Source organism: Sulfurihydrogenibium sp. (genome assembly GCF_027448985.1).
Lineage (GTDB): Bacteria > Aquificota > Aquificia > Aquificales > Hydrogenothermaceae > Sulfurihydrogenibium.
The window spans coordinates 1-26,211 of sequence record NZ_DAIDMN010000010.1 but is presented as its reverse complement, the minus strand read 5'-3'; the positions used below and the strand labels follow the sequence as shown (position 1 = coordinate 26,211).

Annotated in this window: 27 protein-coding genes; 15 read left to right on the top strand and 12 right to left on the bottom strand. The window is 31.7% G+C overall.

The genetic code is table 11. The annotated features are described in order from the left end of the window. The 8 genes from hypC to hypF all read left to right on the top strand — a co-directional run. On the top strand, positions 1-212 hold a 212-nt coding region (gene hypC, locus NE054_RS01910), incomplete at its 5' end, for a HypC/HybG/HupF family hydrogenase formation chaperone (protein WP_297887744.1). Continuing rightward, a complete protein-coding gene (hypD, locus tag NE054_RS01905) occupies positions 212-1,333 on the top strand; it encodes a hydrogenase formation protein HypD (protein ID WP_297887741.1) in 1,122 nt (373 codons plus the stop codon). The genes hypC and hypD, both read left to right, overlap by 1 nt. Beyond that, on the top strand, positions 1,330-2,919 hold the full coding sequence (gene hypE, locus NE054_RS01900) for a hydrogenase expression/formation protein HypE (protein ID WP_297887738.1): 1,590 nt from the start codon (positions 1,330-1,332) through the stop codon (positions 2,917-2,919). Before hypD ends, hypE begins: the two co-directional genes overlap by 4 nt. Position 2,920: 1 nt before the next feature. Then, a complete protein-coding gene (locus NE054_RS01895; RefSeq protein WP_297887735.1) occupies positions 2,921-4,657 on the top strand; it encodes a nickel-dependent hydrogenase large subunit in 1,737 nt (578 codons plus the stop codon). Continuing rightward, on the top strand, positions 4,647-5,348 hold the full coding sequence (locus NE054_RS01890) for a cytochrome b/b6 domain-containing protein (RefSeq protein WP_297887733.1): 702 nt from the start codon (positions 4,647-4,649) through the stop codon (positions 5,346-5,348). Before NE054_RS01895 ends, NE054_RS01890 begins: the two co-directional genes overlap by 11 nt. 69 nt (positions 5,349-5,417) lie before the next feature. Beyond that, complete coding sequence (locus NE054_RS01885) at positions 5,418-5,960, top strand: HyaD/HybD family hydrogenase maturation endopeptidase (protein WP_297887729.1); 543 nt, start codon at positions 5,418-5,420, stop codon at positions 5,958-5,960. 2 nt (positions 5,961-5,962) lie between these two features. Further along, a complete protein-coding gene (locus NE054_RS01880; protein ID WP_297887725.1) occupies positions 5,963-7,951 on the top strand; it encodes an acylphosphatase in 1,989 nt (662 codons plus the stop codon). Continuing rightward, positions 7,944-10,184, top strand: coding sequence for a carbamoyltransferase HypF (hypF, locus tag NE054_RS01875; RefSeq protein WP_297887722.1), 2,241 nt, complete (start codon positions 7,944-7,946; stop codon positions 10,182-10,184). Before NE054_RS01880 ends, hypF begins: the two co-directional genes overlap by 8 nt. On the opposite strand, the gene NE054_RS01870 is transcribed toward hypF, so the two are convergent. Genes NE054_RS01870 through rpsU form a run of 3 tightly spaced genes read right to left on the bottom strand, consistent with a single transcriptional unit; the run spans position 10,175 to position 11,274 of the window. Continuing rightward, positions 10,175-10,618, bottom strand: coding sequence for a CvpA family protein (locus tag NE054_RS01870; protein WP_297887720.1), 444 nt, complete (start codon positions 10,616-10,618; stop codon positions 10,175-10,177). The genes hypF and NE054_RS01870 overlap by 10 nt on opposite strands. Positions 10,619-10,633: 15 nt before the next feature. Further along, positions 10,634-11,080 (bottom strand): GatB/YqeY domain-containing protein, encoded by a 447-nt coding sequence (locus NE054_RS01865; RefSeq protein ID WP_297887717.1) that lies wholly within the window; start codon positions 11,078-11,080, stop codon positions 10,634-10,636. Further along, positions 11,080-11,274 carry a 30S ribosomal protein S21 gene (rpsU, locus tag NE054_RS01860; protein WP_297887714.1) on the bottom strand — a complete coding sequence of 65 codons (195 nt, stop codon included), beginning with the start codon at positions 11,272-11,274 and terminating at the stop codon, positions 11,080-11,082. The genes NE054_RS01865 and rpsU overlap by 1 nt, the downstream gene beginning before the upstream one ends. A 120-nt stretch (positions 11,275-11,394) precedes the next feature. On the opposite strand from rpsU, the gene NE054_RS01855 reads away from it, so the two are divergent. Genes NE054_RS01855 through NE054_RS01845 form a run of 3 tightly spaced genes read left to right on the top strand, consistent with a single transcriptional unit; the run spans position 11,395 to position 13,726 of the window. Continuing rightward, entirely contained in the window at positions 11,395-12,303 is a 909-nt protein-coding gene (locus NE054_RS01855; protein ID WP_297887712.1) for a branched-chain amino acid transaminase, read from the top strand. Next, positions 12,300-12,878: a hypothetical protein gene (locus NE054_RS01850; RefSeq protein ID WP_297887709.1), complete on the top strand. Its 579-nt coding sequence runs from the start codon at positions 12,300-12,302 to the stop codon at positions 12,876-12,878. Before NE054_RS01855 ends, NE054_RS01850 begins: the two co-directional genes overlap by 4 nt. Further along, positions 12,878-13,726, top strand: a complete 849-nt coding sequence (locus NE054_RS01845; protein ID WP_297887706.1) for a hypothetical protein — start codon at positions 12,878-12,880, stop codon at positions 13,724-13,726. Before NE054_RS01850 ends, NE054_RS01845 begins: the two co-directional genes overlap by 1 nt. Here the strand turns inward: NE054_RS01845 and dnaA are convergent. The 5 genes from dnaA to NE054_RS01820 form a co-directional block, all read right to left on the bottom strand. Beyond that, positions 13,713-15,056, bottom strand: a complete 1,344-nt coding sequence (gene dnaA, locus NE054_RS01840) for a chromosomal replication initiator protein DnaA (RefSeq protein WP_297887703.1) — start codon at positions 15,054-15,056, stop codon at positions 13,713-13,715. The genes NE054_RS01845 and dnaA overlap by 14 nt on opposite strands. A 143-nt stretch (positions 15,057-15,199) precedes the next feature. Then, positions 15,200-15,481, bottom strand: a complete 282-nt coding sequence (locus NE054_RS01835; RefSeq protein WP_297887700.1) for a DUF2103 domain-containing protein — start codon at positions 15,479-15,481, stop codon at positions 15,200-15,202. 3 nt (positions 15,482-15,484) lie between these two features. After that, positions 15,485-16,141, bottom strand: a complete 657-nt coding sequence (gene fsa / locus NE054_RS01830; RefSeq protein ID WP_297887697.1) for a fructose-6-phosphate aldolase — start codon at positions 16,139-16,141, stop codon at positions 15,485-15,487. Next, positions 16,138-17,436, bottom strand: coding sequence for a M23 family metallopeptidase (locus tag NE054_RS01825; protein WP_297887694.1), 1,299 nt, complete (start codon positions 17,434-17,436; stop codon positions 16,138-16,140). The genes fsa and NE054_RS01825 overlap by 4 nt, the downstream gene beginning before the upstream one ends. Continuing rightward, entirely contained in the window at positions 17,437-18,987 is a 1,551-nt protein-coding gene (locus NE054_RS01820) for a 2-isopropylmalate synthase (protein ID WP_297887691.1), read from the bottom strand. A 132-nt stretch (positions 18,988-19,119) separates the two neighbouring features. On the opposite strand from NE054_RS01820, the gene NE054_RS01815 reads away from it, so the two are divergent. After that, on the top strand, positions 19,120-19,587 hold the full coding sequence (locus NE054_RS01815; RefSeq protein ID WP_297887687.1) for a redoxin domain-containing protein: 468 nt from the start codon (positions 19,120-19,122) through the stop codon (positions 19,585-19,587). Between the two features lie 16 nt (positions 19,588-19,603). Further along, positions 19,604-19,828 (top strand): twin-arginine translocase TatA/TatE family subunit, encoded by a 225-nt coding sequence (locus NE054_RS01810; RefSeq protein WP_297887684.1) that lies wholly within the window; start codon positions 19,604-19,606, stop codon positions 19,826-19,828. A 135-nt stretch (positions 19,829-19,963) separates the two neighbouring features. On the opposite strand, the gene NE054_RS01805 is transcribed toward NE054_RS01810, so the two are convergent. Further along, entirely contained in the window at positions 19,964-20,449 is a 486-nt protein-coding gene (locus tag NE054_RS01805) for a hypothetical protein (RefSeq protein WP_297887681.1), read from the bottom strand. Between the two features lie 116 nt (positions 20,450-20,565). Here NE054_RS01805 and guaA point away from each other — a divergent pair, with 116 nt between their 5' ends. Further along, positions 20,566-22,101, top strand: a complete 1,536-nt coding sequence (guaA, locus tag NE054_RS01800; protein ID WP_297887677.1) for a glutamine-hydrolyzing GMP synthase — start codon at positions 20,566-20,568, stop codon at positions 22,099-22,101. Between the two features lies 1 nt (position 22,102). After that, positions 22,103-22,855: a patatin-like phospholipase family protein gene (locus tag NE054_RS01795; RefSeq protein ID WP_297887675.1), complete on the top strand. Its 753-nt coding sequence runs from the start codon at positions 22,103-22,105 to the stop codon at positions 22,853-22,855. On the opposite strand, the gene NE054_RS01790 is transcribed toward NE054_RS01795, so the two are convergent. The 3 genes from NE054_RS01790 to glyA all read right to left on the bottom strand — a co-directional run. Then, positions 22,836-24,440 (bottom strand): ABC transporter ATP-binding protein, encoded by a 1,605-nt coding sequence (locus NE054_RS01790; protein WP_297887672.1) that lies wholly within the window; start codon positions 24,438-24,440, stop codon positions 22,836-22,838. The two genes, NE054_RS01795 and NE054_RS01790, sit on opposite strands and share 20 nt — an antisense overlap. A 64-nt stretch (positions 24,441-24,504) precedes the next feature. After that, entirely contained in the window at positions 24,505-25,347 is an 843-nt protein-coding gene (gene lipA, locus NE054_RS01785) for a lipoyl synthase (RefSeq protein WP_297887746.1), read from the bottom strand. After that, positions 25,347-26,211 (bottom strand): serine hydroxymethyltransferase (glyA, locus tag NE054_RS01780; RefSeq protein ID WP_297887670.1); only part of this gene is annotated, 865 nt, incomplete at its 5' end. The genes lipA and glyA, both read right to left, overlap by 1 nt.

The following is a 26,211-nucleotide window of genomic DNA, read 5'->3' as shown; positions in this document are numbered from 1 at the left end:
ATGATACGGCAATCGTAGATACAATGGGTGTAAAAAGAAAAGTATCATTACATCTTCTTCCAGAATCTGTTAATGTTGGGGATTATGTTCTTATTCATGTTGGGTATGCAATAACCAAAATGAATGAGGAAGATGCATTAGAAAGTTTAAAAATTTATGAAGAAATTATAAAACATTTGGAAGAAGAAAAGGAAGAAATGTTCGGTGAATAATGGAAAAAATTGATTTCATTAAAGATTTCAGAGATAGTAAAAAAATTCTTGCAATTGCAAAACTCATAGATAAAGAAGTTAACAGACCTTTAAAAATTATGGAAGTTTGCGGAGGTCATACCCATACCATAATGAAGTACGGATTAAAACAGCTTCTTCCAAAGGAAATAGAATTTATCCACGGTCCCGGATGTCCTGTTTGTGTGATGCCAAAGGAAAGAATAGACCAAGCAATAGCATTATGTCAAGATGACAAAAATATTTTAGTTACCTTAGGTGATATGATAAGGGTTCCTGGTTCGGAAAGCTCTCTTGCAAAAGAGAGAGCTAAAGGTAAAAATGTTAAAGTAGTCTATTCTCCTTATGATATTTTAAAAATTGCTAAAGAAAATCCGGCTAAGAATATTATCTATTTTGCTATTGGATTTGAAACGACAACTCCCATGACTGCGTCTTTGATAGAGAAGGTTTTAGAGTACGGATTAAAAAATGTATTTTTTCACATAAACCATGTTTTAGTTCCACCGCCAATAAAAGCTATAATGAAAAGTAAAGAAGCAAAGATAGATGCATTTATAGGTCCATCTCATGTTTCTGTAATAACAGGAGCAAAAATTTACCAAGAAATAGTTGATTTATATGACACACCAGTTGTTGTAGCCGGATTTGAGCCACTTGACATAATGGAAGGTATCTTAAGGATAATCAAGCAATTTAAGAAGGATAGAAGAGAAGTTGAGATACAGTATACAAGAGCTGTAAATTGGGAAGGGAACAAAAAAGCACAAGATTTAATAAATAAATATATGGAAAAAAGAAATTCATTTAGATGGAGAGGTATAGGAGATATCCCTTATTCAGCCTTAAAAATAAAAGATGAATTTTCATTTTTGGATGCAGAATATATTTTTAAGGATGTTCTTCCGGATAAACCCATAGATGATCATAAACTATGTATTTGTGGAGATATCCTTAAAGGAATAGCAAAGCCTTATGAATGTAAAGTTTTTGGAAAAGCTTGTACACCTCAAAACCCGTTAGGAGCATGTATGGTCTCTTCTGAAGGAGCCTGTGCTGCATACTATAAGTATGGAAATGTTAAAGAAGGTGTTGAAATATGAAAAGTATTTTGTTATCTCATGGAGGTGGTGGAGAAGAAACTCAAAAGTTGATAAAAGAATTGTTTTTTAAATATTTTTCTAATGATATCTTGGATAAGATGGAAGATTCAGCGGTATTAGATGTAAATTCCAAAATCGCTTTCACTACAGACTCCTTTACTATATCTCCTATATTTTTCAATGGTGGAGATATAGGAAAACTATCAATTGCTGGAACCATCAACGACCTTTCTGTTATGGGAGCAAAACCTTTGTATTTAAGTTGTTCATTTATTATAGAAGAAGGTTTTCCTTTTAGTGATTTAGAAAAAATTGTTAAATCGATGGCGGAAGAGTTAAAAAAAACTGGTGCTAAAATTGTAACTGGGGATACAAAAGTCGTTCCAAAAGGTTCCGTTGATAAAATTTTTATAAATACATCCGGAATAGGAAAGATTATTTATGAAGGAATATCATCTCATAATCTCTCCGAAGAAGATGTTATAATCATATCTGGAACAGTAGGTGACCACGGTGCATGTATAATGGCTCAAAGAGAAGGTATAGAAATCCAAACTGATATACATTCAGATTGTGCCTCAGTATGGAGTTTAGTTGAAGATTTAATAAGAGCTAACATAAAGATAAAAGCAATGAGAGACCCTACCAGGGGCGGTTTATCTGCCGTTTTAAACGAATGCGCAGAAAACTCAAATGTGGAAATAGAAATATTAGAAGACAAAATCCCAGTTAAATCCCAAGTCCAAGGAATATGTGAATTACTCGGTTTAGAACCATATACTCTTGCAAACGAAGGAAGAATTGTAGTTGCAGTTGCAAAAGAAGACGCAGAAAAAGGGTTGAATGTTATGAAAAAAAATCCCTTAGGAAAGGAAGCACAGATAATAGGTAAAGTATTATCATCTGGCAGAAAAAGAGTAAAAAGACTTGCTAAAGACGCAAAAGCAGTGATTGCAGTAGGAGCATGTGCTTCTTTTGGAGGAGTTCCAGCTGCTTATCCAAACCCAACAGGTGCAGTAGGAGTAATGGATGTAGTTAGCGGGGTACCGGTGGTTAATATTCCAGCATGCCCTGCAAATCCGGTTAATATTGTTGGAGTAATAATGCATTATATTCTTACGGGTTCACTTCCTGAGCTTGATTCTCTTAAAAGACCAAAGTTTGCCTTTGGATACCGAATTCATGACAACTGTGAAAGAAGAGCTCACTTTGATGCAGGAGAGTTTGTTGAGGAATGGGGAGATCAAGGAGCAAAAAATAACTTCTGCCTTTATAAAATGGGATGTAAAGGTCCTTTCACTTTCAACAACTGTTCAATAGTAAGATATAACGACGGAACTAACTGGCCTATTGGAGTAGGAAGAGGTTGCATAGGATGTTCCGAACCAGATTTTTGGGATAAATATGCAACAGAAAGACCATTAGCTGCAAGTAATATCAAACCTCCTTTTGCTGGTGTTGAATCTTCAGTAGATAGGATTGGCTTAACAATACTTACAGCTACTGCAATTGGGATTGGTGCTCATGCAGTAATGAGTGTATTAGCAGGAAAAAAAGAAAATATAAAAGATGATAAGGAGGAGTAAGATGTCAAAAAGAATAGTTGTTGATCCGATTACAAGAATAGAAGGTCATTTAAGAATAGAGGTTGTAGTAGATGAAAACAACAGAATAATAGATGCTTATAGTTCTTCAACTATGTGGAGAGGAATAGAATTAATTTTAAAAGGAAGAGATGCTAGAGATTGTGGATTATTAGCTATGAGAATATGTGGAGTTTGTACAGGGACCCATTATCAAAGAAGCATAGAAGCAGTTGAACATGCACTAGGAATAACTATTCCAACTAACGCACGGCTTGTAAGAAATTTAATTCAAGGTTCATTGTATTTACATGACCATGTAGTTCATTTTTATCACCTTCATGCACTTGATTGGGTTGATATAGTATCTGCATTAAAAGCCGATCCTTATAAGGCTGCAAAAGAAGCGGAAAATTACTCAGAAAATCCATGGTTAAACTCTCCAAACCATTATAAAGCTGTTCAACAGAGATTAAAAAAATTTGTAGAAGCAGGAAGACTTGGTCCTTTTGCAAATGCATACTGGGGTAACAAATCTTACAAATTTACACCAGAACAAAACCTTATAGCAACAGCCCATTATCTTGAAGCGTTAGAAGCTCAAAGATGGATGGCCCAAATGATGGCAATATACGGTGGTAAGAATCCACATCCTCAATCAATAGTGGTTGGTGGTGTTACTTGTGTTCAAGATATTAAAAATCCTGCAAGAGCTGCTTTATTTAAAGAGTTATTGTTAAAGTCAAGAGATTTTATTTTAAGAGCTTACATTCCCGATATTATAATGGCTGGTCAAGTTTACAAGGATGAAGCTTTAAATGGAGTTGGAGCAGGACTTGGAAATTATCTTGCCTATGGAGGCTTTAGACTCGATGATAATCCTATGTACAAAGGAAAAACTCTTTTTCCTTCTGGTGTAGTTTTAAATAAAGATTTATCAAAAGTTATTCCGTTAAATCAAGAAAAAATAGTTGAAGATGTTACTCATAGTTGGTACAGGTATGAAGGAACTGATAAACCTTTACATCCATTTGATGGACAAACAAACCCTGAATATACAGGATTTGATAAAGATGGACTATTAAAAGTTCAAGAAAAATATTCATGGATAAAAGCTCCAATATATGATGATAACAGAGTCGAAGTTGGACCTCTCGCAAGAATGATTGTAGGTTATGCATCAGGAGACGAAAGAATCAAAAGTTATATAGATAAAGCTTTAAAGTTAGCTGGTTTACCTATAACTGCTCTATTTTCAACAGTAGGTAGAACTGCGGCAAGAGCTATAGAAACATGGATGATGTCGGATATAATGATAGAATGGACAGACCAACTTGCCTCAAATGCTGCAAAGGGAAATCTTGATACATGGACAAAATTTGACTACGATAAACTTACGAAAGGTAAAGAGTTAAAAGGTTACGGATTGGAAGAAGCTCCTAGAGGTGCTTTAGGACACTGGGTAAGAATAGTTGATGGTAAAGTTGCAAATTACCAAGCAGTAGTTCCATCAACATGGAATGCTGGACCAAGAGATTATAAAGGGAGAATGGGAGCTTATGAATCTGCTTTAGTATCAAATACAGTTCTATCAAATCCTGAACAACCGTTAGAAATATTGAGAACTGTTCACTCTTTTGATCCTTGTATTGCATGTGCTGTTCATGTGATAGATACAAAAGGAAGAGAGTTAGGAGAATACAGAGTTGAACCTGTAGGAGGTATGTGCTATGTCGGCTAAAATGGTTCCGGTAAAAAGAATGACGGTAACAATGAGAATAATTCACTGGATTAACGTTTTTTCCATATTTACTGCTGTACTTACCGGATTATACATAGCAAATCCGTACTATCAAGCATTGATAGCAGAACCTGCTGCATATAAGTACGTGATGGCGTACAATAGATTTTTTCATTTTATAGCAGCTTTACTTTTAGATATTGTTTCTATTGTTATATTTTATCTCTACTTTAGAAGCAATTTTGAGAGATACGCGTATAAATTGATTCCAAACAAGCAAAATATTACCGAATTTAAAGAAGTTTTTTTAAATCTCATAACATTAAATAGAAGAAAGAATTTTGACTCTTCTCATTCCGATAGTTTTAATATCGTTTGGTTTACAATTTTACACTTAATGTTACTTTTAATGCTATTTACAGGATTTCAAATGTACGTTGCAGGATTAGAAAGTGGCCATTCGTCTATAGGTAGTTGGTGGCCATGGCTTCTTCATATTTCAACAGACTGGACCTTATGGATGTTTGGTGGACTTGCAGGGGTTAGATGGGTTCATCATTTCACGATGTATCTAATACTTGGTTGGGTTATGTTCCATATCTATTATCAGGTATGGAGAACAATATTCTGGAAGGAAGGTGATATTGCCATTGTTTTCGGTGGATATAAGTTTAAGAGAATAAAAGAATAAAGAAATATTTAAGGTACAGAGAATAAATCGTTACAGGTTTTTCTCTGTACTTTTTCTATGAGGTGACTTATGAAAATAGCAGTTTTAGGAGTAGGTAATATACTTTTTAAAGACGAAGGTTTTGGTGTTTTTATTGTAAAATTCTTAGAGAAGAATTATAAATTCTATCCGGAAATTTCTTTAATTGATGGTGGTACAGGAGGTTTTAAATTAATTGAATATTTCCAAGATTATGATTATATCTTTTTGATTGATGTTATTTCTCTTAATGATAAACCTGGTTCAATTTATAAAATACCTGGTGACAAACTTGCAGGCATTTCATCTTACCATCAAACCGCTCATGAAGTAGAAGTATTACAGATGATAGATTTGGCTGCATTAGGAGAAAAATCTGCAAAAGTAGAAGTTATAGGCATTATACCAGAGGATATAACAACAACTCAAATAGGTTTAACCAAAACATTAGAGGATTCTTTTCCTATGGTGGTTAGTCTTTTATTAAAAGAACTGGAAAATATAGGAATAAAATACGAAAAAATAGATAATAGAGATTTAAAAGATGTAGTTATAGAATTTATAGGTTCTTACAACAATATAAGGAGTTATTAATGATGGAAGAAATAACTCTGGAAATTATTATACCTTATAGGTTGCAAAATGATATTTTTTTACCTTTAATAAAAAAGATAGGGAAAAGAAATCAAGTAAAAGGTTTTGTAGAAAAAAAAGAGAAAGAAATAAGAATAATAGTTAAATCGGATGAAGAAAAGTTAAAAAATTTTATGGATGATTTAGGAAGGAATCTTCCACTTTCCATATTTATGGATATTGCTCAAATAAACCCATGCAATGAAAATTTAGACATTAATGAATTTTATATCAAAAACAAAGCAATTAATATACTTCCAGTAAACTATGGACTTTGTCCATCATGTAATCAAGAGGTTGTAAGTTCAAAAGATCGTAGATATCTTTATCCATTTATTTCCTGTAATTATTGTGGGCCACAGTATAGCTATTTATTTTATTATCCATTTGAAAGAGATAATACAATATACAGATACTTTCATATGTGTAAAAATTGCCAAAAAGAGTATGAAAATGAATATAGTTTTCGATATAAGTATCCTTTAACATCATGTTATGAATGTTTTATTCCAATTTTTTTATACAAGGATAAAGAAGAAATACTATCTTTAGGATCAAAAACCAACTTAAGTATATATATTTTTTTGGCTGAAAAAATAAAAAATAATGAAGAAATTATAATTAAAACACTTAACGGTTATAAAGTTATAAGCAAAACTTATCAAAACGAGTCTTACATTTTAGTAACTAATCCGGATAAGTTGGAAGATATAGCTTATTTATCAGAAAAAGAATTAAGACTATTAGCTTCTATAGAAAAACCGACTGTTAAAGTAGTTTTAAAAGAAAAGTTTAAAGAAGACGAGAATATAAAATTAAGCTTTGGATATATAAAATATCCAGATGATGGAATATTGATATCTCTATGCGAGATTTTAAAAAACTTGGGAACAGATTTTGTATTTGTAAAAAACATCCCTTATCCTATAGGAAATATAGATTTAGATTTTGATATAAAAATAGAAAATCCTCAAAAAGAACTGAAAGTAACTATCGTACAAGGGAAAACTCTAATTTTAGAAGGAGAAAAAGGTATATTTCCTACTCTTTTAAAGGTATATAAATCAACACAAAAAATTACCAAATATAAAAATCTTGGATGTATTCAAATAGGTAAAGGAGAATATCTAATAGACAAAATAGATAAAATTTTAAATTTCAAGAAAGAAAACCTACCACTCATAGATTTAGAACATATAGAGCCTTATAAACTTTCTTTAATGTCAGTTATAGCTGAAAACAACCTTTTCCAGGAATCGGCGGTTTGTCTTTATCTTTCTAAAAGTTTTGAAAGTATCATTGCTTTAAAAAAGCACGATATTAAACCTTTAATAAGGGTTTTACCATTAAAAGCAGGAAAAGAAGAAACTCAAACTATATCAAACGTATTATCGGAAATTTCTTCAATATCTCCTGAATATAACAAATTAGTTAATAAATTCGTAGAAAAGTTTAATATCAAGAAATCAGAATCTGAAGAAAAAAACAAGTTAGTTTATGGATTAGAACCCATTTTTAATACAATAGGAAAAATATTAGGAATAAGTGATGAAAAATTTAAAACACTTGATTTAATTGAAAGTTATGCATTGGATTTCCATATATCAAGAGGGCTTATAGTTGATTTTTCACTTAAAGAAGAAAATGGTCAATTTTATATAGATTGGCAAAAAGCACTAGCAAGTTTAATGGCTTATAAATTGGCAGGAGATAGTAAGGAGATACTATCTTTCTCATTATTGGAAAGTTTCTCTGAGTTCTTAGAAAATCAAATAAATATTATTTCTAAAAAATTTAATATAAAAAATGTCATTATATCTGGAGACTTTTTTACAAATACGGTAGTAGCTGGAAGGGTTTTGAAACATTTTAAAAATTATAATGTATTTACAAATATAATTTTACCATTTAGCGAAGAAAATTTTGTTTTAGGCGGAATGTTTATTGATTAAAAGAGCTATTGTAAGGTTTACTGGTGCAGTTCAAGGAGTAGGATTTAGACCTTTTGTTTATAAGCTTGCTAACAGATATGGTTTAAAAGGTTTTGTTTTAAATGATGGAAAAGGAGTAGTGATAGAAGTTGAAGGTGAAGAAGAAGTAATTAAAGATTTCATTTTATCAATCCATAAGGAAAAACCAACACTTGCCAACATATTTTCTCAATCGGTAGAAATATTTGAAAACTTAAAGAATTATAAAGAGTTTAAGATATTAGAAAGTGTAAATACTATGGAGAAAGAAGTTTTTATACTTCCGGACATATCAACCTGTGATGATTGTTTAAAAGAACTTTTTAATCCTAAAGATAGAAGGTATCTATACCCATTCACGAATTGTACAAACTGTGGACCAAGATTCTCTATAACAGAAAAACTTCCTTACGATAGAAAAAATACAACAATGAAGAGTTTTCATATGTGCAAAGATTGTTTAGAGGAGTACAACGACCCTTCAAACAGAAGATTTCATGCACAACCAAATGCATGCCCTGTCTGTGGTCCGAATATTTTTTTACATACAAAAGATAGAAAACTCATCGCAAAATCAATAAAAGCTATCGAATTTTTAAAGGATTTTATTCTAAACGGAGATATTGTGGCAGTTAAAGGTATAGGTGGATTTCATCTTGTTTGTGATGCTACAAACGATAAAGCTGTTAATCTACTCAGGGAAAGAAAAAAAAGGTTTGAGAAACCTTTTGCAGTTATGTTTAAAGATATAGACCAAATAAAAAATTATACTCTCGTATCCTACGTTGAAGAAATTACCATCTTATCAAGTGAAAAACCGATAGTTATAGTTAAAAAAAAGGAAAATACAGATTTATCAGAATTAATAGCTCCGGATTTAGATAAGATAGGTGTTTTTTTACCTTACTCTCCCCTACATCACATTTTGTTTAAATTTGTTAACAAACCTCTTGTAATGACCTCTGCTAACGTATCAGAAGAACCGATAGTAAAAGATAACGATGAAGCATTTGAAAAATTATCATACTTTACAGATTACATCTTAACTCACAACAGAGACATTAAAAATAGAGTTGACGACTCGGTAGTTTTTTGTGTAAAAGATAAAACCTTCTTTATAAGAAGGTCAAGGGGATACGCACCTCTTCCGGTAAAACTACCTTTTAAGTTAAAAAGTAAAGTTTTAGCAGTTGGTGGTCATCAAAAAGTTACAATAGCCTTGGGAATTGATGATAAGGCTTACATCTCTCAACATATAGGTGATTTAGAAACATTAGCTTCACAAGAGACCTTTGAAGAAACGATTTACACATTTTTTAATATATACAACTTTTATCCGGATATTATTGTATCAGATTTACACCCTAATTATTACTCAACTAAGTGGGCTAAAAATTTTTCTATGAAAAATGGAGTAAAGCATATTCAAGTTCAACATCATTACGCCCATGGGCTATCTCTAATGGCGGATAACCATATAAAAGAAGAAAAAATTTTGACCGTTTGTTGGGATGGAACAGGTTATGGGTTAGATGGAAATCTATGGGGAGGAGAATTCTTAATAGTGGATTATGAAAATTTTGAAAGAGTTTTTCATTTTGATTATTTTAAACTTATTGGTGGAGAAAAAGCTGTAAAAGAACCAAGAAGAGTTGCTTTATCAATTCTGTTTAAAATACTTGGAAAAGACAGTTTAAATTTGAATTTACCTACCTTAAATGAATTTTCTGAAAATGAGATTTCATCTTTATACACCATATGGGAAAAAAACATTAACACTCCTTTATCTTCATCGGTAGGTAGACTTTTTGATGCTGTCTCATCTTTACTTGGTATAAAACAAGTATTATCCTACGAAGGGCAATCCGGAATGATAATGGAGGGTTTATACGATTATACAGTTAAAGACTTTTACAGTTTTGATTTAAAAAATGGAAAAATAGTTTATGATTCTTTATTCATAGATTTAATTCAGGATAAAAGTGATACACGGATAAAAGTTTCAAGATTTATAAATACATTGGTAAAAATAATTTTGGATGTTTCAAAAAATTTTGAATTAAAAGTAGGTTTTTCCGGTGGTGTTTTCCAAAATAAGGTTCTATTAACCCTTTTAATGAATAACGATAAAAACAAAAGTTTCCTTTATCATAGAAGCGTACCTCCAAACGATGGTGGAATAGCTTTAGGTCAAGTCGTTTTTAATCAGTTTTGATTTTTGCTTTTTGATATAAAAGAAACGATTTGAGATTTTGAGATAAGAGAGTTTGCAATAGGATTTTTATCTTTTACCTCTTGAAGAAGAAAAAGTGTGAAAACAAATATCAATACTCCTAATACACCTCCTAAAACCCTATCTCCAATTTTTACATATCGTTTTTTGTAAATGTATCTTTTTGTAAACTTTTCAAATATAAGGAAAAAACCAATCACTATTAAAATTATAAGAAAGAAAGAAAGAAAGTTTACTACTGAGGTGTTTGCAGAAAAAATTTTTGAAAGGAAAAAACTGAAAGGTTTATAAAGCAATGACCCTACAAATAAACCTGAAACAAAACCAACAAACTTAAAAACAAGGTTTATAAACCCTCTGTAAACTCCTAAAATAAAGAAGTATAAAAAAACTAACATCAAAATCAAATCAAGCATAACAGTTTTTCGGTATTAACTTAACTTTTCTTTAACGATTTTACTTACAACTGCACCTTCCGCTCTTCCTTTAACTTTTTCTATCACGGATTTGACAACTTTACCCATATCCTTTATAGAAGTTGCTCCAACCTCTGCTATTGTCTGGTCTATTATTTCTACCAACTCTTTTTCTGACAAAGGTTGTGGTAAAAATTCTTGGACTATCTCTATCTCTTTTAACTCTTTACCGGCTAAATCTTCTCTTCCGGCTTTGGTGTACTGTTCGTAAGCTTCTTTTCTTTGTTTTACATACTTTTGAAGAATAGATACAATCTCATCATCCGTAAGTTCTTTCTTAGAATCTATCTGTACTTTTTTAATCTCGGATATTAACATCCGGATTGTTGACAATCTATCTTTATCGCCGCTTTTCATAGCGGCTTTCATCTCTTCTTGAAGCTTTTGGAAAAACTCAGCCATTATAACAACCCTTTTTTCTTTAATGCCTTAATCAATCTTTTTCTTGCAGCCCTTTCTTTTCTTTTTCTTTTAACAGATGGTTTTTCATAAAATTCTCTTCTTTTATATTCTGTTAAAATTCCCTCTTTTTCAATGATTTTTTTGAACTTCTTTAATGCTTTCTCAAAATCACCTTCTACTAAAACCGTCGCCATTTATCTGTCGTACCTCCTAAAATTTAATTAATCTTAATTATTTTAACCTTTTTAAAAAGAAATTGCAACTACCTAATTTAAATGTTAAAATTTTTAAATCAAAACCTGAGGAGGCATTAAATGGCAGTAGTTTATTTTGAAAACAGATTTGTAAATGAGGAAGATGCAAAAATAAGTATCAAAACAAACTCTTTTCACTATGGGACTGCGGTATTTGAAGGAATAAGAGCTTACTATAATAAAGATAACGATACAATGTACGGTTTATTTTTTAAAGAACATTATCAAAGACTTTTTAAAAATATGAGAATTTTGAATATGGAAATAGAAGAAAGTGTCGATGATTTGGTAGAAATAACAAAAGAACTTGTAAAAAGAAACAATCATAAAGAGGATGTTTATATAAGACCTATTGTTTATTACTCAGACCTTGCGATAGGTCCTAAGTTGATTGGTTATACAGCAAAGATAGCCATATATACACTCCCCCTTGGAGACTATATAGATACGGACAAAGGAATAAAAGCTAAGGTTTCTTCGTGGGTCAGATTAAATGATAACATGATACCACCAAGGTTAAAAGTAACAGGTGCTTATGTAAACAGTGCTTTAGCAAAGACGGAAGCTTTACTATCCGGAGCGGAAGAGGCTATCGTCCTAAACAAAGATGGTTTTGTATCTGAAGGTAGTGCAGAAAACATATTTATCGTAAGAGATGGAAAGCTTATAACTCCACCTGTTAGTGATGATATTTTAGAGGGTATTACAAGAAAAGCTGTTATGGATATTGCTATTGACCTTGGAATACCAGTAATAGAAAGAACCATAGCAAGAACGGAACTTTATGTAGCAGATGAGGTATTTTTCTGTGGAACAGGAGCTCAGATATCTCCAGTTATAGAGATTGACAGTAGGAAGATAGGAAATGGAACCGTCGGAGAAATAACTAAAAAGATAAAAGATATTTATTTTGATGCTGTAAGAGGCAAATTAGAAAAGTACAGAAACTGGGTAGTAGAAATAAAGTGAAAGATGTTTTAGAGTTACTTGGTAATCAGATAAAATTAAACCGATTAAAAGAAAATGTGTATTACACGGACATTGGTTATGGAGAGAAGTTTTTAACTCTCTCCCTTCCTATTTACAATCTTAACAGCTTAGTCAACTACTCGTCTTTACAAATTATGAAAGAACTAATAAGAAGGTTTATCGACATTAATTCTCCAAAAGGATTTAGAACAAGATTTTTTGTTTATCATTTAGAAAATGAAAAAGAATTTTTGGAAGTTTACAACAACTTAAATAAAGATAACATTTTGTACAATATAGATTTAAAATACGCCGGATGTGGTTATAATTTTATCTCTTTTTATAAATTTCTTGAAGAAGATATAAAAAAATTTTTAAAAGTCGTTGATACTACCGGTTTGGATATAACTGTTAAAAATATAAAGAAAACTTACAATCCAGATATAAAAACATTGATATTTTTAATAGATGAAGATGATTTATTCATTGAAAAACTTGATAAATCTTATTTTTCTCCAAATTTTATCAACAAAACACTGAATTTGATTGTAAATTTTATAAGTAGAGTGTTGTAATGTTAAACAAAATAAACATTTTAATCAAAATACTTATTTCAATTACTCTCTTTGTTTATATTTATCTGTTTGATTATGATTATAAAGTTCCGTTAATGTCTTTGATTGTCGCTTATTTAATTGGTTCTATTATCCTAAATCCACTTTTACAAAATAATCTTTGGAAGTTTTTAGTTTATATTTTAGACATTATTATGTTGACATATTTTTCTTATACAACTGGAAATATATATTTTTCTATTTTTTATTACTTACTTTTAATTCCAGAAAGAAATTTAAAACAAACCACCATACTTATCTTACTTTCGTTACCGATGGTAATATATAACTTTTATCAAACAAACTTTTACGATTTTGTTTACATCTCTCTCATTGTAGGAATAAACTTATTCCTAATAAAGAATATTTATTTTAGCAAAAAAATAGAAGATGAAATATTAAAAAATGTTTCAATTACCCAAGAGTGTCTAACAAATTATTTAAAATGTAAATCAAAATCCCAGCTTTATAGGAAATTTTACGAAGTTAGTATCATTTTAAATTTGTTTAAAAGAAACAAAATATCTGCAGAAACTTTTGGTAAATTACTCTATGAAAACCTAAACGCAGATGCTATTGTCGTTTACAATAATGATGAAAGTGAGTGCTATAAGTTTGGGTGTGATTTAGATTGTGATAAATTCTTCAGTTTAATTAAGGAAGAAAAGTTGTATGTAAATGAGCATCCGAATATAGAACTTGGATATAGGTACATAATAAGTAAAAAGATTAACAATAATCATTTAGTTTTATTGTATAAAAATTATATCCTTGATGAAGAAGACATTGTAAATCTTATAAAGCAATAAGTTTATCTTTTAAAAATTCTACTATAAGTTTGACTTTTCTATCTTTTTCCATAAGTTCTTGAATTTTATTACAGGCACTGATAACTGTTGAATGATTTTTTTTCTTAAATTTAATTGTTATAGAAGATAAAGATTCTTCTGTGAGAAGCTTGGATAAATACATTGCAATTTGTCTTGCAAGTATAATATTTTTACTTTTTTTCTCACCAATTAAATCTTTTTTATCAATTTTAAAGTAGTTACAAACTTCATCGATTATGGTTTCTACAGATAAAGTTTTTATCTCTTGATTTTCTACTACATCTTTTAGTACTTTTTTTGCCATATCTATGTTTATATCTTTTCCAATTATTTCACTGTATGCTTTTAATCTTTTTATTGCACCTTCTAACTCTCTTACACTTGAATTTACTATCTTGGATAAAAAGAGTGCTACTTCTCTTGGAATTTCTATGTTGTATTCTTTGGCTTTTTTCATGACAATATTGAATTTTGTTTCAGTATCAGGTTTAGATATTTCTACTATCAAACCGCTGTTAAACCTGCTTATCAATCTTCTTTCTAAGCCTTTTAAACTACTTGGTGGTTTATCTGATGATAGAATAATCTGTTTTCCAGTAGTATAAAGTATGTTAAAGATATGGTAAAACTCTATCTGGGTTCTTTCTTTACCGATTAGAAATTGAATATCATCAACCAAGAGTAAATCCACATTTTTATACCTTTTTCTAAACTCTAAAATCATTCCTTTTTGGATATAGGAAAACATTTCTGATGCAAAAGTATCTGCTGTTGTGTATATTATGTTTGCGTTCTGATTTTTCTTTAAAAGTTGATAAGCAGTAGCATGAAGCATATGTGTCTTACCAAGACCAACGTCTCCATAGATGAAAAGAGGATTAAAGATTTTTCCCGGATTTTCGGCTACAGCTATACATGATTGGTATGCAACTTTGTTATGATTTCCTATAACTAAATTCTCAAAGGTAAATTTAGGGTTTAGTGTTAGATATCCATAAAAGGTTTTGTCTTCTTCTTGTTTGATAGATTCTTGCTTTTTTTGTTCTTTTAGTTCTTTTAGAGATATAACTTCTATATGGACTTCTTTTCCTAATACATTCTTTGTTGATATGGCAATATCATCTAAAAGCTCTGCTAAAATCCAAGTTTTATAAACATTATCCGGAGTGTAAATGTACAAACTATCGTTTTTATATTCTATATAATCTAATTTTGAGAGTAGAGAGTAGGTGTTTTCATCTATCTTTCCTTTCAAATCTGCAAGTACGTTACTCCATACTTTACTTTGGAAAAATTCCCTACTTTCCATACTCAGCCTTCTAATTTTATTTTGGGGTTATCATTATAATGAAAAATGTTAAGAAATTGTAACAAAAAATTTTTGACTTAAAAAATTTTTGTGGTAAAATATAAAAGTGATTATAAAAAGATGTTTTTATAAATAACTTAAGTTTAATACTTCGTATCTAAGTAATTTTTTAGCTCTTCTCTCTTCTCTGTAATAACAAACACTTCTTGAACGGTGGAACCTTTTTTCATAAGTAGTTTTGCGCCGGTTTCTGTGTCATACTGATAGGTGATAACCTTTTTTCCGGATTGAGCTTTTGGGCTTGTATATATTCTTCCGGGTATAGCGGATTTTATAAGACCCTCCTCAACGAGGGTCTGTAAATCTTTCTCAAAATCTTCTATTATAGAATGTTCTCTCTTTATCCCTTTTTTTCTATACTTCATCTTTCAAAAAGGTTTTTCCGGAACGTTTTCCCAATCTTTTAAAAATCTTTCTAAACCTATATCTGTAAGAGGATGTTTTGAAAGCTGAGCTATTACGCTATAAGGTATTGTTGCTATATCTGCTCCTATTAATGCGGATTCTAAAACATGGACAGGATTTCTAACTGATGCAACTATGATTTCTGATTTGAAGCAGTAGTTATCTTTAATCGTTTTTATCTGTCGGATTAAATCCATTCCTGTGTGGCTAATATCGTCTAATCGACCTACAAATGGAGATATGTAAGAAGCTCCAAGTTTCATAGCTAAAAGTGCTTGAGCAGGAGAGAAAACTAATGTAACGTTTGTTTTTATTCCCTTTTCTTCAAAGTATTTTACTGCTTTTAATCCCTCTACCGTCATAGGTATTTTTATAACTACATTTTTTCCAAGTTTTGCCAACATCTCACCTTCTTTTACCATCCCTTCAAAATTAGTGCTGGCAACTTCAAGACTAACTGGTTTATCCGGAACCTCCTCTAAAATTTCTTTAACAACATCCATAAAAGGTTTTTTTACTTTTGATATTAGAGTTGGATTGGTTGTAACTCCATCTAAAAATCCAAGGTTGTTTGCTTTTCTTATCTCTTCAACGTCTGCTGTGTCGATAAAAAACTTCATCTAACACCTCCTAAATTTTTATAGGTATCGTAAAATCTTGTGTTTAGCCATTTTATATCAAACCATTCTACTGGGTTTACTTCTATACCATTCACCAGCACGCCGTAATGTAGATGGTCTCCAACTGCTAATCCGGTTGTTCCGGTTTTTCCTATCATCTGTCCTTTATTTACTTTCTCTCCTTCTTTTATATTTATTTGACTTAAATGTGAGTAAAGAGTGTATACACATAAACCATGGTCTATGATTACACTATTTCCGTATATTCCTAAAAATCCGGCAAAAACTACTTCTCCGTTGTTTGATGCTTTCACTTCAGCATTTTTTATAGAAGCAAAGTCAAACCCTTTATGGTAAGCATCGGCACCTTCTATTATCTGTCCCTTGTACCTGTATTTTCTGTAATCTGCAAATCCACCGAGTTTTGCTGAGTTTTCTAAATAAGTAAATTCTCCTTGGAACATTGGTTTTAAATTTTTACATTCCGCTGTTTTTCTGTGTATAAAATCTTCATTTCTTTTACGGATTTCTACATTTACATATCTGAATAACTCAACTGGGTCTTTGATATCTTTATCTGATAAAGGTCTTATTTTTGTTTCTATAAAATTATCATCTATGTCTAATATAGATTTTCCGTATTGAACCCATTTTACATTTAGATTTAGAGATTGAGAAGATTTATTTCCTGCGTAATCTGTAACTGTTATGAAAACCGGTTTCATACTCTCAAAGTAGTAAGGAATGCTAAAAGGACATATGTACTTTTGGTTTATGTTTAAACATTTAAAGGGTATTTCTCCTACAAAAACTTTTGCGTCTTGTAGTTTTTCATTGGTATCAAAAAAAGCAAATCCGGTTCCACCATTTATCATATTTTGGCTGTAATTTATAAGTGCTATTGTAGGTGGTGTGTAATCAAAAATGACTTCTTGGTTTAATATGGATTTGTTTTTTAGTAAAGAGTCGTCTGTGACTTGTATAATTATTTGTCCTTTACCTTCTACTATTCCATACTGTTTAGGCTGTAATTTTAGGATTATTTTTTCTTCATTTTTTCCTTCCAAGTTGGCTTGGTAAACTTTAAATTCCGAATTTCCCTGTTTTAGATAAACTTTTACTTCTTTTAAGCCGGGTTTATCATCTTTTAATATTAAGATGATATCTGACGATGTTCCTATGTATCCTTGATTTTTAAACTCTATAACCGGTTTAGAAAAATTTATAAATCCTTTGAAAAATGCTAAAAATACTATGAAAATGATACCGATAAGAATAAATATCCACTTTTTCATCTATACTCCTTCGGATATTCTTTTTTCTATAAAAGATTTTCTTGCAATGTACTTGTTATAAGCATCTACATAAGCTTTTAGGCTTGCTTCTATTATATCCGTTGATGTTCCTTTTCCGGATGCTACGTAGTCTGTATCATCAAATCTGACTAACACTCTTACTTCTCCCATCGCGTCTTTTCCGGAAGATAAAGACCTTATTGTGTAGTCAAGTAGTTTTCCTTTTATTCCCAACGCTTTTTCTACCGCGTTTATCACACTATCTATAGGACCATCTCCACATGCTGTAGATACTATTTCTTCAGAGTCTTTTTCTATCTTTACCGTTGCAGATGGTATTACATTGTCTCCACTCAATACATGGAAGTACTTTACTTTTATCTCGTTTTCAAAGAAAGAAAACTCTTCTAATACTAATGCCTCTATGTCTTCATCAAAAACTTCTTTTTTCTTATCCGCAAGTTTTTTGAATTTTGTAAACAATGAATCGATTTCATCATCTGATAGATTTGTATATCCAAGCTCTTGTAATCTTGTCTTAAACGCATGTCTTCCGGAATGTTTTCCTAAAACTATTTTGGATTTTGGTACTCCAACATCTTCCGCTCTCATTATTTCGTAAGTTTCTCTATGGGCTAATATTCCATGTTGATGTATACCTGCTTCATGGGCAAAGGCGTTATCTCCAACGATAGCTTTGTTAGGTTGGACAAAACTTCCTGTGATTCTACAGAGTAATCTACTTGTTTTGTATATTTCTTTTGTGTTTATAGTTGTGTATAATCCTTTAAAGTAGTCGTGTCTAACTTTTATTGCCATCACCACTTCTTCTACTGCTGCGTTTCCTGCTCTTTCTCCAATTCCATTGACAGTTGCATGGACTTGTCTTGCTCCATTTTTAATTGCTGCCAAAGAGTTAGCAACAGCAAGACCAAGGTCGTTATGACAGTGAACACTTATAACAGCTTTATCTATGTTTGGAACGTTATTTTTTATGTCCGCTATAAGTTGACCGAACTCTTCCGGAATAGCGTAGCCTACAGTATCCGGAACGTTTATAGTTTTAGCTCCGGCTTTGATAACAGCTTCAAAAACTCTGTATAAAAACTCTCTTTCTGACCTAAACGCATCTTCAGCTGAAAATTCTACATCATCTGTGTATTTAAGAGCGTATTTTACAGCTTCAACTGCTCTTTCAACAACTTGGTCTGGCGTCATTTTTAATTTGTACTGCATATGGATAGGTGATGTTGCGATAAATGTATGTATTCTTCTGTTTTCCGTAGCCAAGAGAGCCTCTCCGGCCTTGTCTATATCAGATTGTAAAGCTCTGGCTAAAGAGCATACTTTAGCGTTTTTAACCTCTTGGGCAACTCTTCTTACAGCTTCAAAATCTCCTTCTGAAGCAGCAGCAAATCCGGCTTCTATAACATCAACACCAAGTTTTTCAAGCTGTAAAGCCATCTTTACTTTTTCCTCAACTGTCATAGAAAATCCGGGAGCTTGCTCACCATCTCTTAAAGTTGTATCAAATATAATCACTTTTTCCATAGTATCCTCCTAACTTTTAAAAACAGTTATCATTAAGAGAAAATATAATATCATAAAACCTTGTATCAATGATTGTTTGCATTTTTTTATCTTTATGCTAAAATTTATTAATTAAAAAATAAGGAGATAAAAATGGCAGAAGTTATACAAAACTTTGAATTGTTGAATGCAGAAGATAAAAAAGTTTCTTTAAATCAACTTTTAGGTCAAGGAAAACCAATATTTATATACATTTATCCAACGGATGAAAAATTCAGATGTAATAGGTCTGAATGCCCTTTTAAAGAGAATTTAGAAAAAATCGCTTCTATGGATGTTATAGTAATCGGAATAAGCGAAGACCCTGTTGAAATTCATAGAAAGTTTAAAACTGACCATAATATTACATTTGAACTTTTATCTGACCCAACTTTAAAAGTTATAAAAGGGTTAGGTGCATATGAGAAAGTAAATGTAAATGGAATTGAGAAGGAAAAAATTATCAGAACAGGAATATTAACAGATGACAAAGGTTACATTATTAAGGTATGGAAACCGGAAAGAATAGAAGAATCCGTGGATGAAGTTATAGAAGAGATTAAAAAATTTAAAAAAGTTTAAACAGGAGGCTGATATTATGGGTTCAATAGGATTACCAGAATTACTTATTATATTTGGAATATTAGTACTTTTATTTGGAGCTAAAAAACTTCCGGAAATTGGAAGAGGATTAGGAGAAGGCATAAGAAGTTTTAAAACTGCTTTTTCCGGAGAAGATAAGAAAGAAGAAGAAAAAATAGTTAAACCAAAAGAGATAGAGGCTGAAGTAGTAAAAAAAGAAAAAGTTGAAGAAAAGGTATAAGATTTGGGTAAGCTTTAGTGGGGAGGGATAGGTAAAAAAATAGTTTATAAAAAGAATGTAAAATTTTTAGAAAAAATCTGTTGGTCTTGCAACTAATCATTTATAATTTCATATTAAAAATGCAACCTTTTTATTTCAATCCCAGCTGCTACTTGAAGAGCTCCAGCTATCTGAACTTGAAGAACTCCAGCTGTCCCAACTAGAAGAACTCCAACTATCCCAGCTTGAAGAGCTCCAGCTGTCCCAATCTGATGAAGAATAAGAACTATCCAACAAGCCATTACTTGAAGTAAAATCTGAAGATAAATAATCATCGTGGTGGAAAATGTGATAAAGAGGACAAGATGGGTCGTAAAGAGACCTTGATATATCACATTCGTAGCTCTTGTGATTATCATCTATGTAAAAGTGTTCACTTGTTGTCCAATGGGATTGAAAGTCGTTATATTGAAAATCATCATTCCTTGATAAAATAAAGTTGTTGGATTGGAATTCGTTATGGTGTAAGAAGCTTTCGTTGTTTTGTGATGTAAAATCTCCGTTATATTTTAGGTTTAAGAAAATTAGTATTATAATTACTACAAAAAATATAATAACGTAAAGTAAAAATTCAAAACCCATCTTTGCCCCCTTCTTTTTTGAATATCTATATAATATAATAAACCGGATTTGAAAATTTTTCTGACAAAGTGGTGGTTAAGGTATAATATTTAAATTAAATTTTTTCAGGAGTCGTTATGCATCAAGGAATAGTTATTTTGGATTTTGGTTCTCAGTATACACAACTTATAGCCAGAAGAATAAGAGAACTACATATTTACAGTGAGATACTACCTTATAATACTTCGGTTGAGGAGATTTTAAAACATAATCCAAAGGGAATAATATTTTCCGGAGGTCCTGCATCAGTTTACGAGCCGGATGCACCTAAACCTGATGAAAGAATTTATGATTTAGGATTACCTATTTTAGGAATTTGTTATGGACTTCAACTTATAACTCATCATTTTGGTGGTGAAGTTGTTAAGGCAGATAAACACGAATACGGTAAAGCTGAAATACAGATTTTAAACCATGAAGACCTTTTTTATGATATTCCAGAGTATACTCATGTATGGATGAGCCATGCTGATAAGGTTGTGAAACTTCCGGAAGGTTTTGAGGTTTTAGCAAGGACATTTAACGCTCCTTACGCAGCTGTAAGAAACAAGGAGAAAAAAATATGGGGTGTTCAGTTTCATCCGGAAGTAAGTCATACTTTACTTGGTAAAGAAATTCTTAAAAACTTTGCGGTCCGAATATGTGGTTGTAAGCAAGACTGGACTATGGGTAGCTTCCTTATGGAAGAAATTGTTAAAATTAGAAATATTGTTGGAAATAAAAAAGCAATATGTGCCTTATCTGGAGGTGTTGACTCTTCCGTTGCTGCTGTGTTGGTTCACAACGCAATAGGAGATAACCTTACATGTATATTTGTTGATAATGGACTACTTAGAAAAGGTGAAAGAGAGCAAGTAGAGAAAACATTTAGAGATAACTTTCATATTCCGTTAATAGTGGTTGATGCAAGAGAAAGATTTTTAAACGCTTTAAAGGGTATAACAGACCCAGAGCAAAAAAGGAAAATAATAGGAAATCTCTTTATAGAAGTTTTTGAAGAAGAAGCTAAAAAGTTAAAAGATGTGGAGTTTTTGGTTCAGGGGACTTTGTATCCGGATGTTATAGAGAGCGTGTCTGTAAAAGGACCTTCCGCTGTGATAAAAACTCATCATAACGTTGGTGGTCTTCCAGAAAGAATGAATCTAAAACTTATAGAACCACTAAGAGAACTTTTTAAAGATGAAGTTAGAGAACTTGGAAAAGAGCTTGGTCTTCCGGATGAAATCATATACAGACAACCATTCCCCGGTCCAGGACTTGCTATCAGGGTTATTGGAGAAGTTAACCAAGAAAGTTTGGATATTTTGAGAGAAGCAGATGCTATAGTTTTAGAGGAGATAAAAAAAGCCGGATTGTACAGAGATTTATGGCAGTCTTTCGCTGTTTTACTTCCAATACAAACAGTTGGAGTGATGGGCGATTATAGAACTTACGAAAAAGTTGTTGCTATAAGAGCTGTTGAAAGTAGTGATGGAATGACGGCAGACTGGGCAAGACTTCCTTATGACTTACTGGATACAATGATGAGAAGAATTATAAACGAAGTCAAAGGTGTAAACAGAGTTGTTTACGATATCTCATCAAAACCTCCTGCCACGATAGAGTGGGAATAAGTTGAAGATAGGAGTTGTTTTATCTGGTGGAGCTGCAAGAGGGCTGGCTCACGTAGGAGTCCTCAAAGCTCTTGAAGAAAAAGGTATAAAACCAGATATAGTATCCGGAGTCAGTGCAGGGTCGATTGTAGGAGTTTTTTACTGTAGTGGTTACTCTCCAAAAGAGATGGAAAATATAGCATTAAAAACAAACTTTACTTCTATGATAAAACCATCTTTATCAAAAAAAGCATTTTTCAGTCTTGACAGTCTTGAAGATTTTTTAAAAAAACACATTCATCAAAGAAAATTAGAAGATTTAAAAATACCTCTTTACATAACCACAACAAACTTAAACAGAGCTCAAACAGAATACTTTAACAAAGGAGATTTGATAAAGATAGTAAAAGCTTCCTGCTCTCTTCCAATAATGTTTAACCCTGTTAAGATTGATGAACATTATCATGTAGATGGGGGAGTTATGAACAACCTTCCAGTTGACCCTCTTTTAGACAAAGTAGATTTTGTAATAGGTAGTGAAGTGAACCCGTTTTTAGAAGAGGAGAGAGATTTTAACAATGTGGTTTCAATTGGTATTAGAAGTTTTTATTTAGCAATTAGGTCAAACATAGAAGCAAGAAAAAAGTACTGTAATGTTTTTATTCAACCTCCGGATTTGGTTAAAATCCCACTGTTTGCAACATGGAAAGTAAAAGAGACGATAGAGATAGGTTATAATTACACAAAAAACCTTATCAAAGATTTAAATCTTTGACTGTTCCTTCTTTTATAAGTTTACCATTTTCAAAAAATAGAATTTTATCACATCTTTCCAAAGTTTTTAATCTATGGGCTACTATTAAAAGGGTTTTGTCTGAAAAATGTGAATAAATCTCTTCCATCACATACTTTTCCGTTTCTACATCTAAAGCTGATGTTCCCTCATCTATAATAACAATTTCTGGATTCTTTAAAAATATCCTTGCTATTGCTATTCTCTGTCTTTCTCCTCCTGATAGGCTACTTCCTCTCTCTCCAACCATCATCTTTATTCCATCCTTATGTTTAAATACAAAGTCCGCTTTCGCTTTTTTTAACGCTTGTACTATCTCTTCTTCAGTTGCATCTGGTTTTACTATTTTCAAGTTGTTTTCTACTGTGTCGTTGAATATAAAAACATCTTGGGATATTACCGCTACTTTATTCCTTATACTGGCTAAGTTGTACTGCCGTAGTTCTATTTCATCTAAGTATATTTCACCTTTGTAATCTCTGTATATTCCGTATAAAAGTTTTACAAAACTACTTTTCCCTGAACCTGTGTGTCCTACTATACCTACTTTTAAACCTCTTTTTATCTCAACGTTTACATCTTTTAAAAGATAATGGTTTTCTATTTTTAAACTTACGTTTTGGTATTTTATACTGTTTTTTAAGGTTTGAAATTCTAAACCTTCTTCTTTTTCCTGAGGAAGGTTTAGAATGTACTGTATTCTTTCTATTATAGGGGTTACTACTTTGACTTGTAATAGTCCTCTTTGAAGTATTTGGATAGAGTTTACAAGAATCAAAAGGGCAGATAGAAAGGAGAATAAAGAACCTGTTGTTATCTCTCCTTCAATAATTCTTATTCCACCGTAAAGTATTATTCCGGTTGCAGCAAAGTAGGAAGCAATTTCAATGGACGATAAAAAGAACACATCGTAAAGAGCGTTTTTTCTTTGATTTTTAAAAAATGTTTCATTTATCTTCCTGAATACAGATAAGATAAAATCTTTTCTAAACAGTTTTACCGTTTCTAATCCGGATATAACCTGATTTAAAAACTGGGTGTACTCAGCAGCTGACTCTTGAACTTTCTTTGAGTATTTTTTTCTTTTTTCTCCAAAGTAGTTGAAAGATACTACAAACAAAGGAGTTGCAAACAAGAAAATTAAAAATAGTTTCCAATCCATATATATAAGAACAAAAATCATCGCTACTACTGTAAAACTTTGTGTGAAAAAGTCTATTCCAAGAAAAATCATCGAGTTTCTAAAGGCTTCTATGTCGTTTGTTGCTCTGCTTATGATATCTCCGTGTTTCTTTCCAAAAAAAGCTGAAAAGTCTGCATTTATGATTTTGTGAAAAATCTCTTCTCGTAAATTTTTTACCACTTTTGCTAAAGATAAAGGAAAAAGGTACTCTTTTAGAATAAATCCAAACTGTTTTAAAAGTGCAAGTCCTAAAATAAGAAAAACTATCAGTTTCAGTTTTTCTAAATCTTTCTCTATGAACACTTTATCTATCACATCTTTTATAATGAAAGTTAGTCCAGATAAACTGGCTGCCTCTATGATACTTCCAAGTAATGAAATCAACAGTAAAACTCTGTATGGTCTAAATTTTTGATATATAAACTTTAAAGCTACAATAAGTGTCTCCCTACGTTTTTATTTTTTCAAAAATTTCTCCAGCATGAAAAGAACTTCTTACAAGTACACCTGAAAAAACTTCTTTAAATCCAATTTCGTATCCGATTTTTTCAAACTCTTTAAACTCTTCTTCCGTATAGTATTTTTCTACGGGAAGATGGTTTTTAGATGGTTGTAAATACTGACCTATCGTAATCACTTCACAGTTGTTTTCTTTTAAATCTTTGAGTAAATTGATGATTTGGTCTTTTGTTTCTCCCAATCCTAACATGAATCCTGATTTTGTAATTATACCATCATCAATCTCTTTTACGGTTTTTAAAATTTTTAAACTTCTTTCGTAGTTTCCTTGGGGTCTTACCTTTTTGTAAAGTTCCTTTACGGTTTCTATGTTGTGGTTTATTACATCTGGTTTTGAGTTTACAACTACTTTTAAAGAATCTATATCACCTTTAAAATCCGGAATAAGAACTTCTATGGTTGTATCCGGATTTAAAAGTCTTACTCTTTCAACTACTTTTGCAAAAAACGATGCTCCACCATCAGGTAGGTCATCTCTGTCAACGGAAGTTATAACCACATGTTTCAAACCAAGTTTTTTAACGGCTAAAGCTACATTTTCTGGTTCGTAGGGGTCCAAAGAATGGGGTTTCCCGTGACTTACATTACAGTAAGGACAGTTTCGTGTACAGATATCTCCCATTATCATAAATGTGGCTGTTTTTCTTGAAAAACAGTCTCCTATGTTAGGACAGTTGGCTTCTTCGCAGACCGTATGTAGGTTAAAACTGCGAAGAAGCTTTTTTATCTGTAAAACTTCAGGAAGTAATGGAGATTTTACTTTTGGTTTCATCATTCACCGTATCCGTAATCTTTCCACCAGTTTGGATACAACGGGTAAGATGAGCAAAGGGATAAAACGTCTTCTTTTACTTCTTGAATAACTTTTTCGTTGTCTAAATTTTTAAGGACTTTTACTATATTTTTAGCTATCCTTCTCATATCGTTTTCTTTCATTCCTCTTGTTGTTAAAGCTGCGGTACCAAGTCTTATTCCAGAGGTGATGGTTGGTTTTTCTGGGTCGTACGGTATAGCGTTTTTGTTTACTGTAATATTTGCTTTTCCTAAAGCTTCTTCCGCTTGATTTCCTTTTACATTTAAAGGTCTAAGGTCAACAAGCATCAAGTGGGAGTCTGTTCCGCCGGATACTATCCTTAAACCTTGGGCTATTAACTCTTCAGCTAAAACCTGAGCGTTTTTCACTACCTGCTGAGCGTACTTTTTAAAATCTTCCGTTAGAGCTTCTCCAAATGCTACAGCTTTTGCTGCTATAACGTGCATCAACGGTCCACCTTGAAGTCTTGGAAAAACCCATTTATCAATGTCTTTTGCGTATTCCTCCTTACATAGAATAAATCCACCTCTTGGACCTCTAAGAGTTTTGTGGGTTGTTGATGTTACAAACTGGGCGTATGGAACTGGATTTGGGTAAACTCCACCAGCTATCAATCCAGAGTAATGAGCCATATCTACCATAAGTAGTGCTCCTACTTCATCGGCTATTTCTCTGAATTTTGCAAAATCTATCACTCTTGAGTAGGCTGATGCACCGGCTACTATCATTTTTGGTTTATACTCTTTTGCAAGTCTGTAAACTTCATCGTAGTCTATAAGCTCTGTTTTTGGGTCTAATCCATATTGGACGGAGTTAAAAACT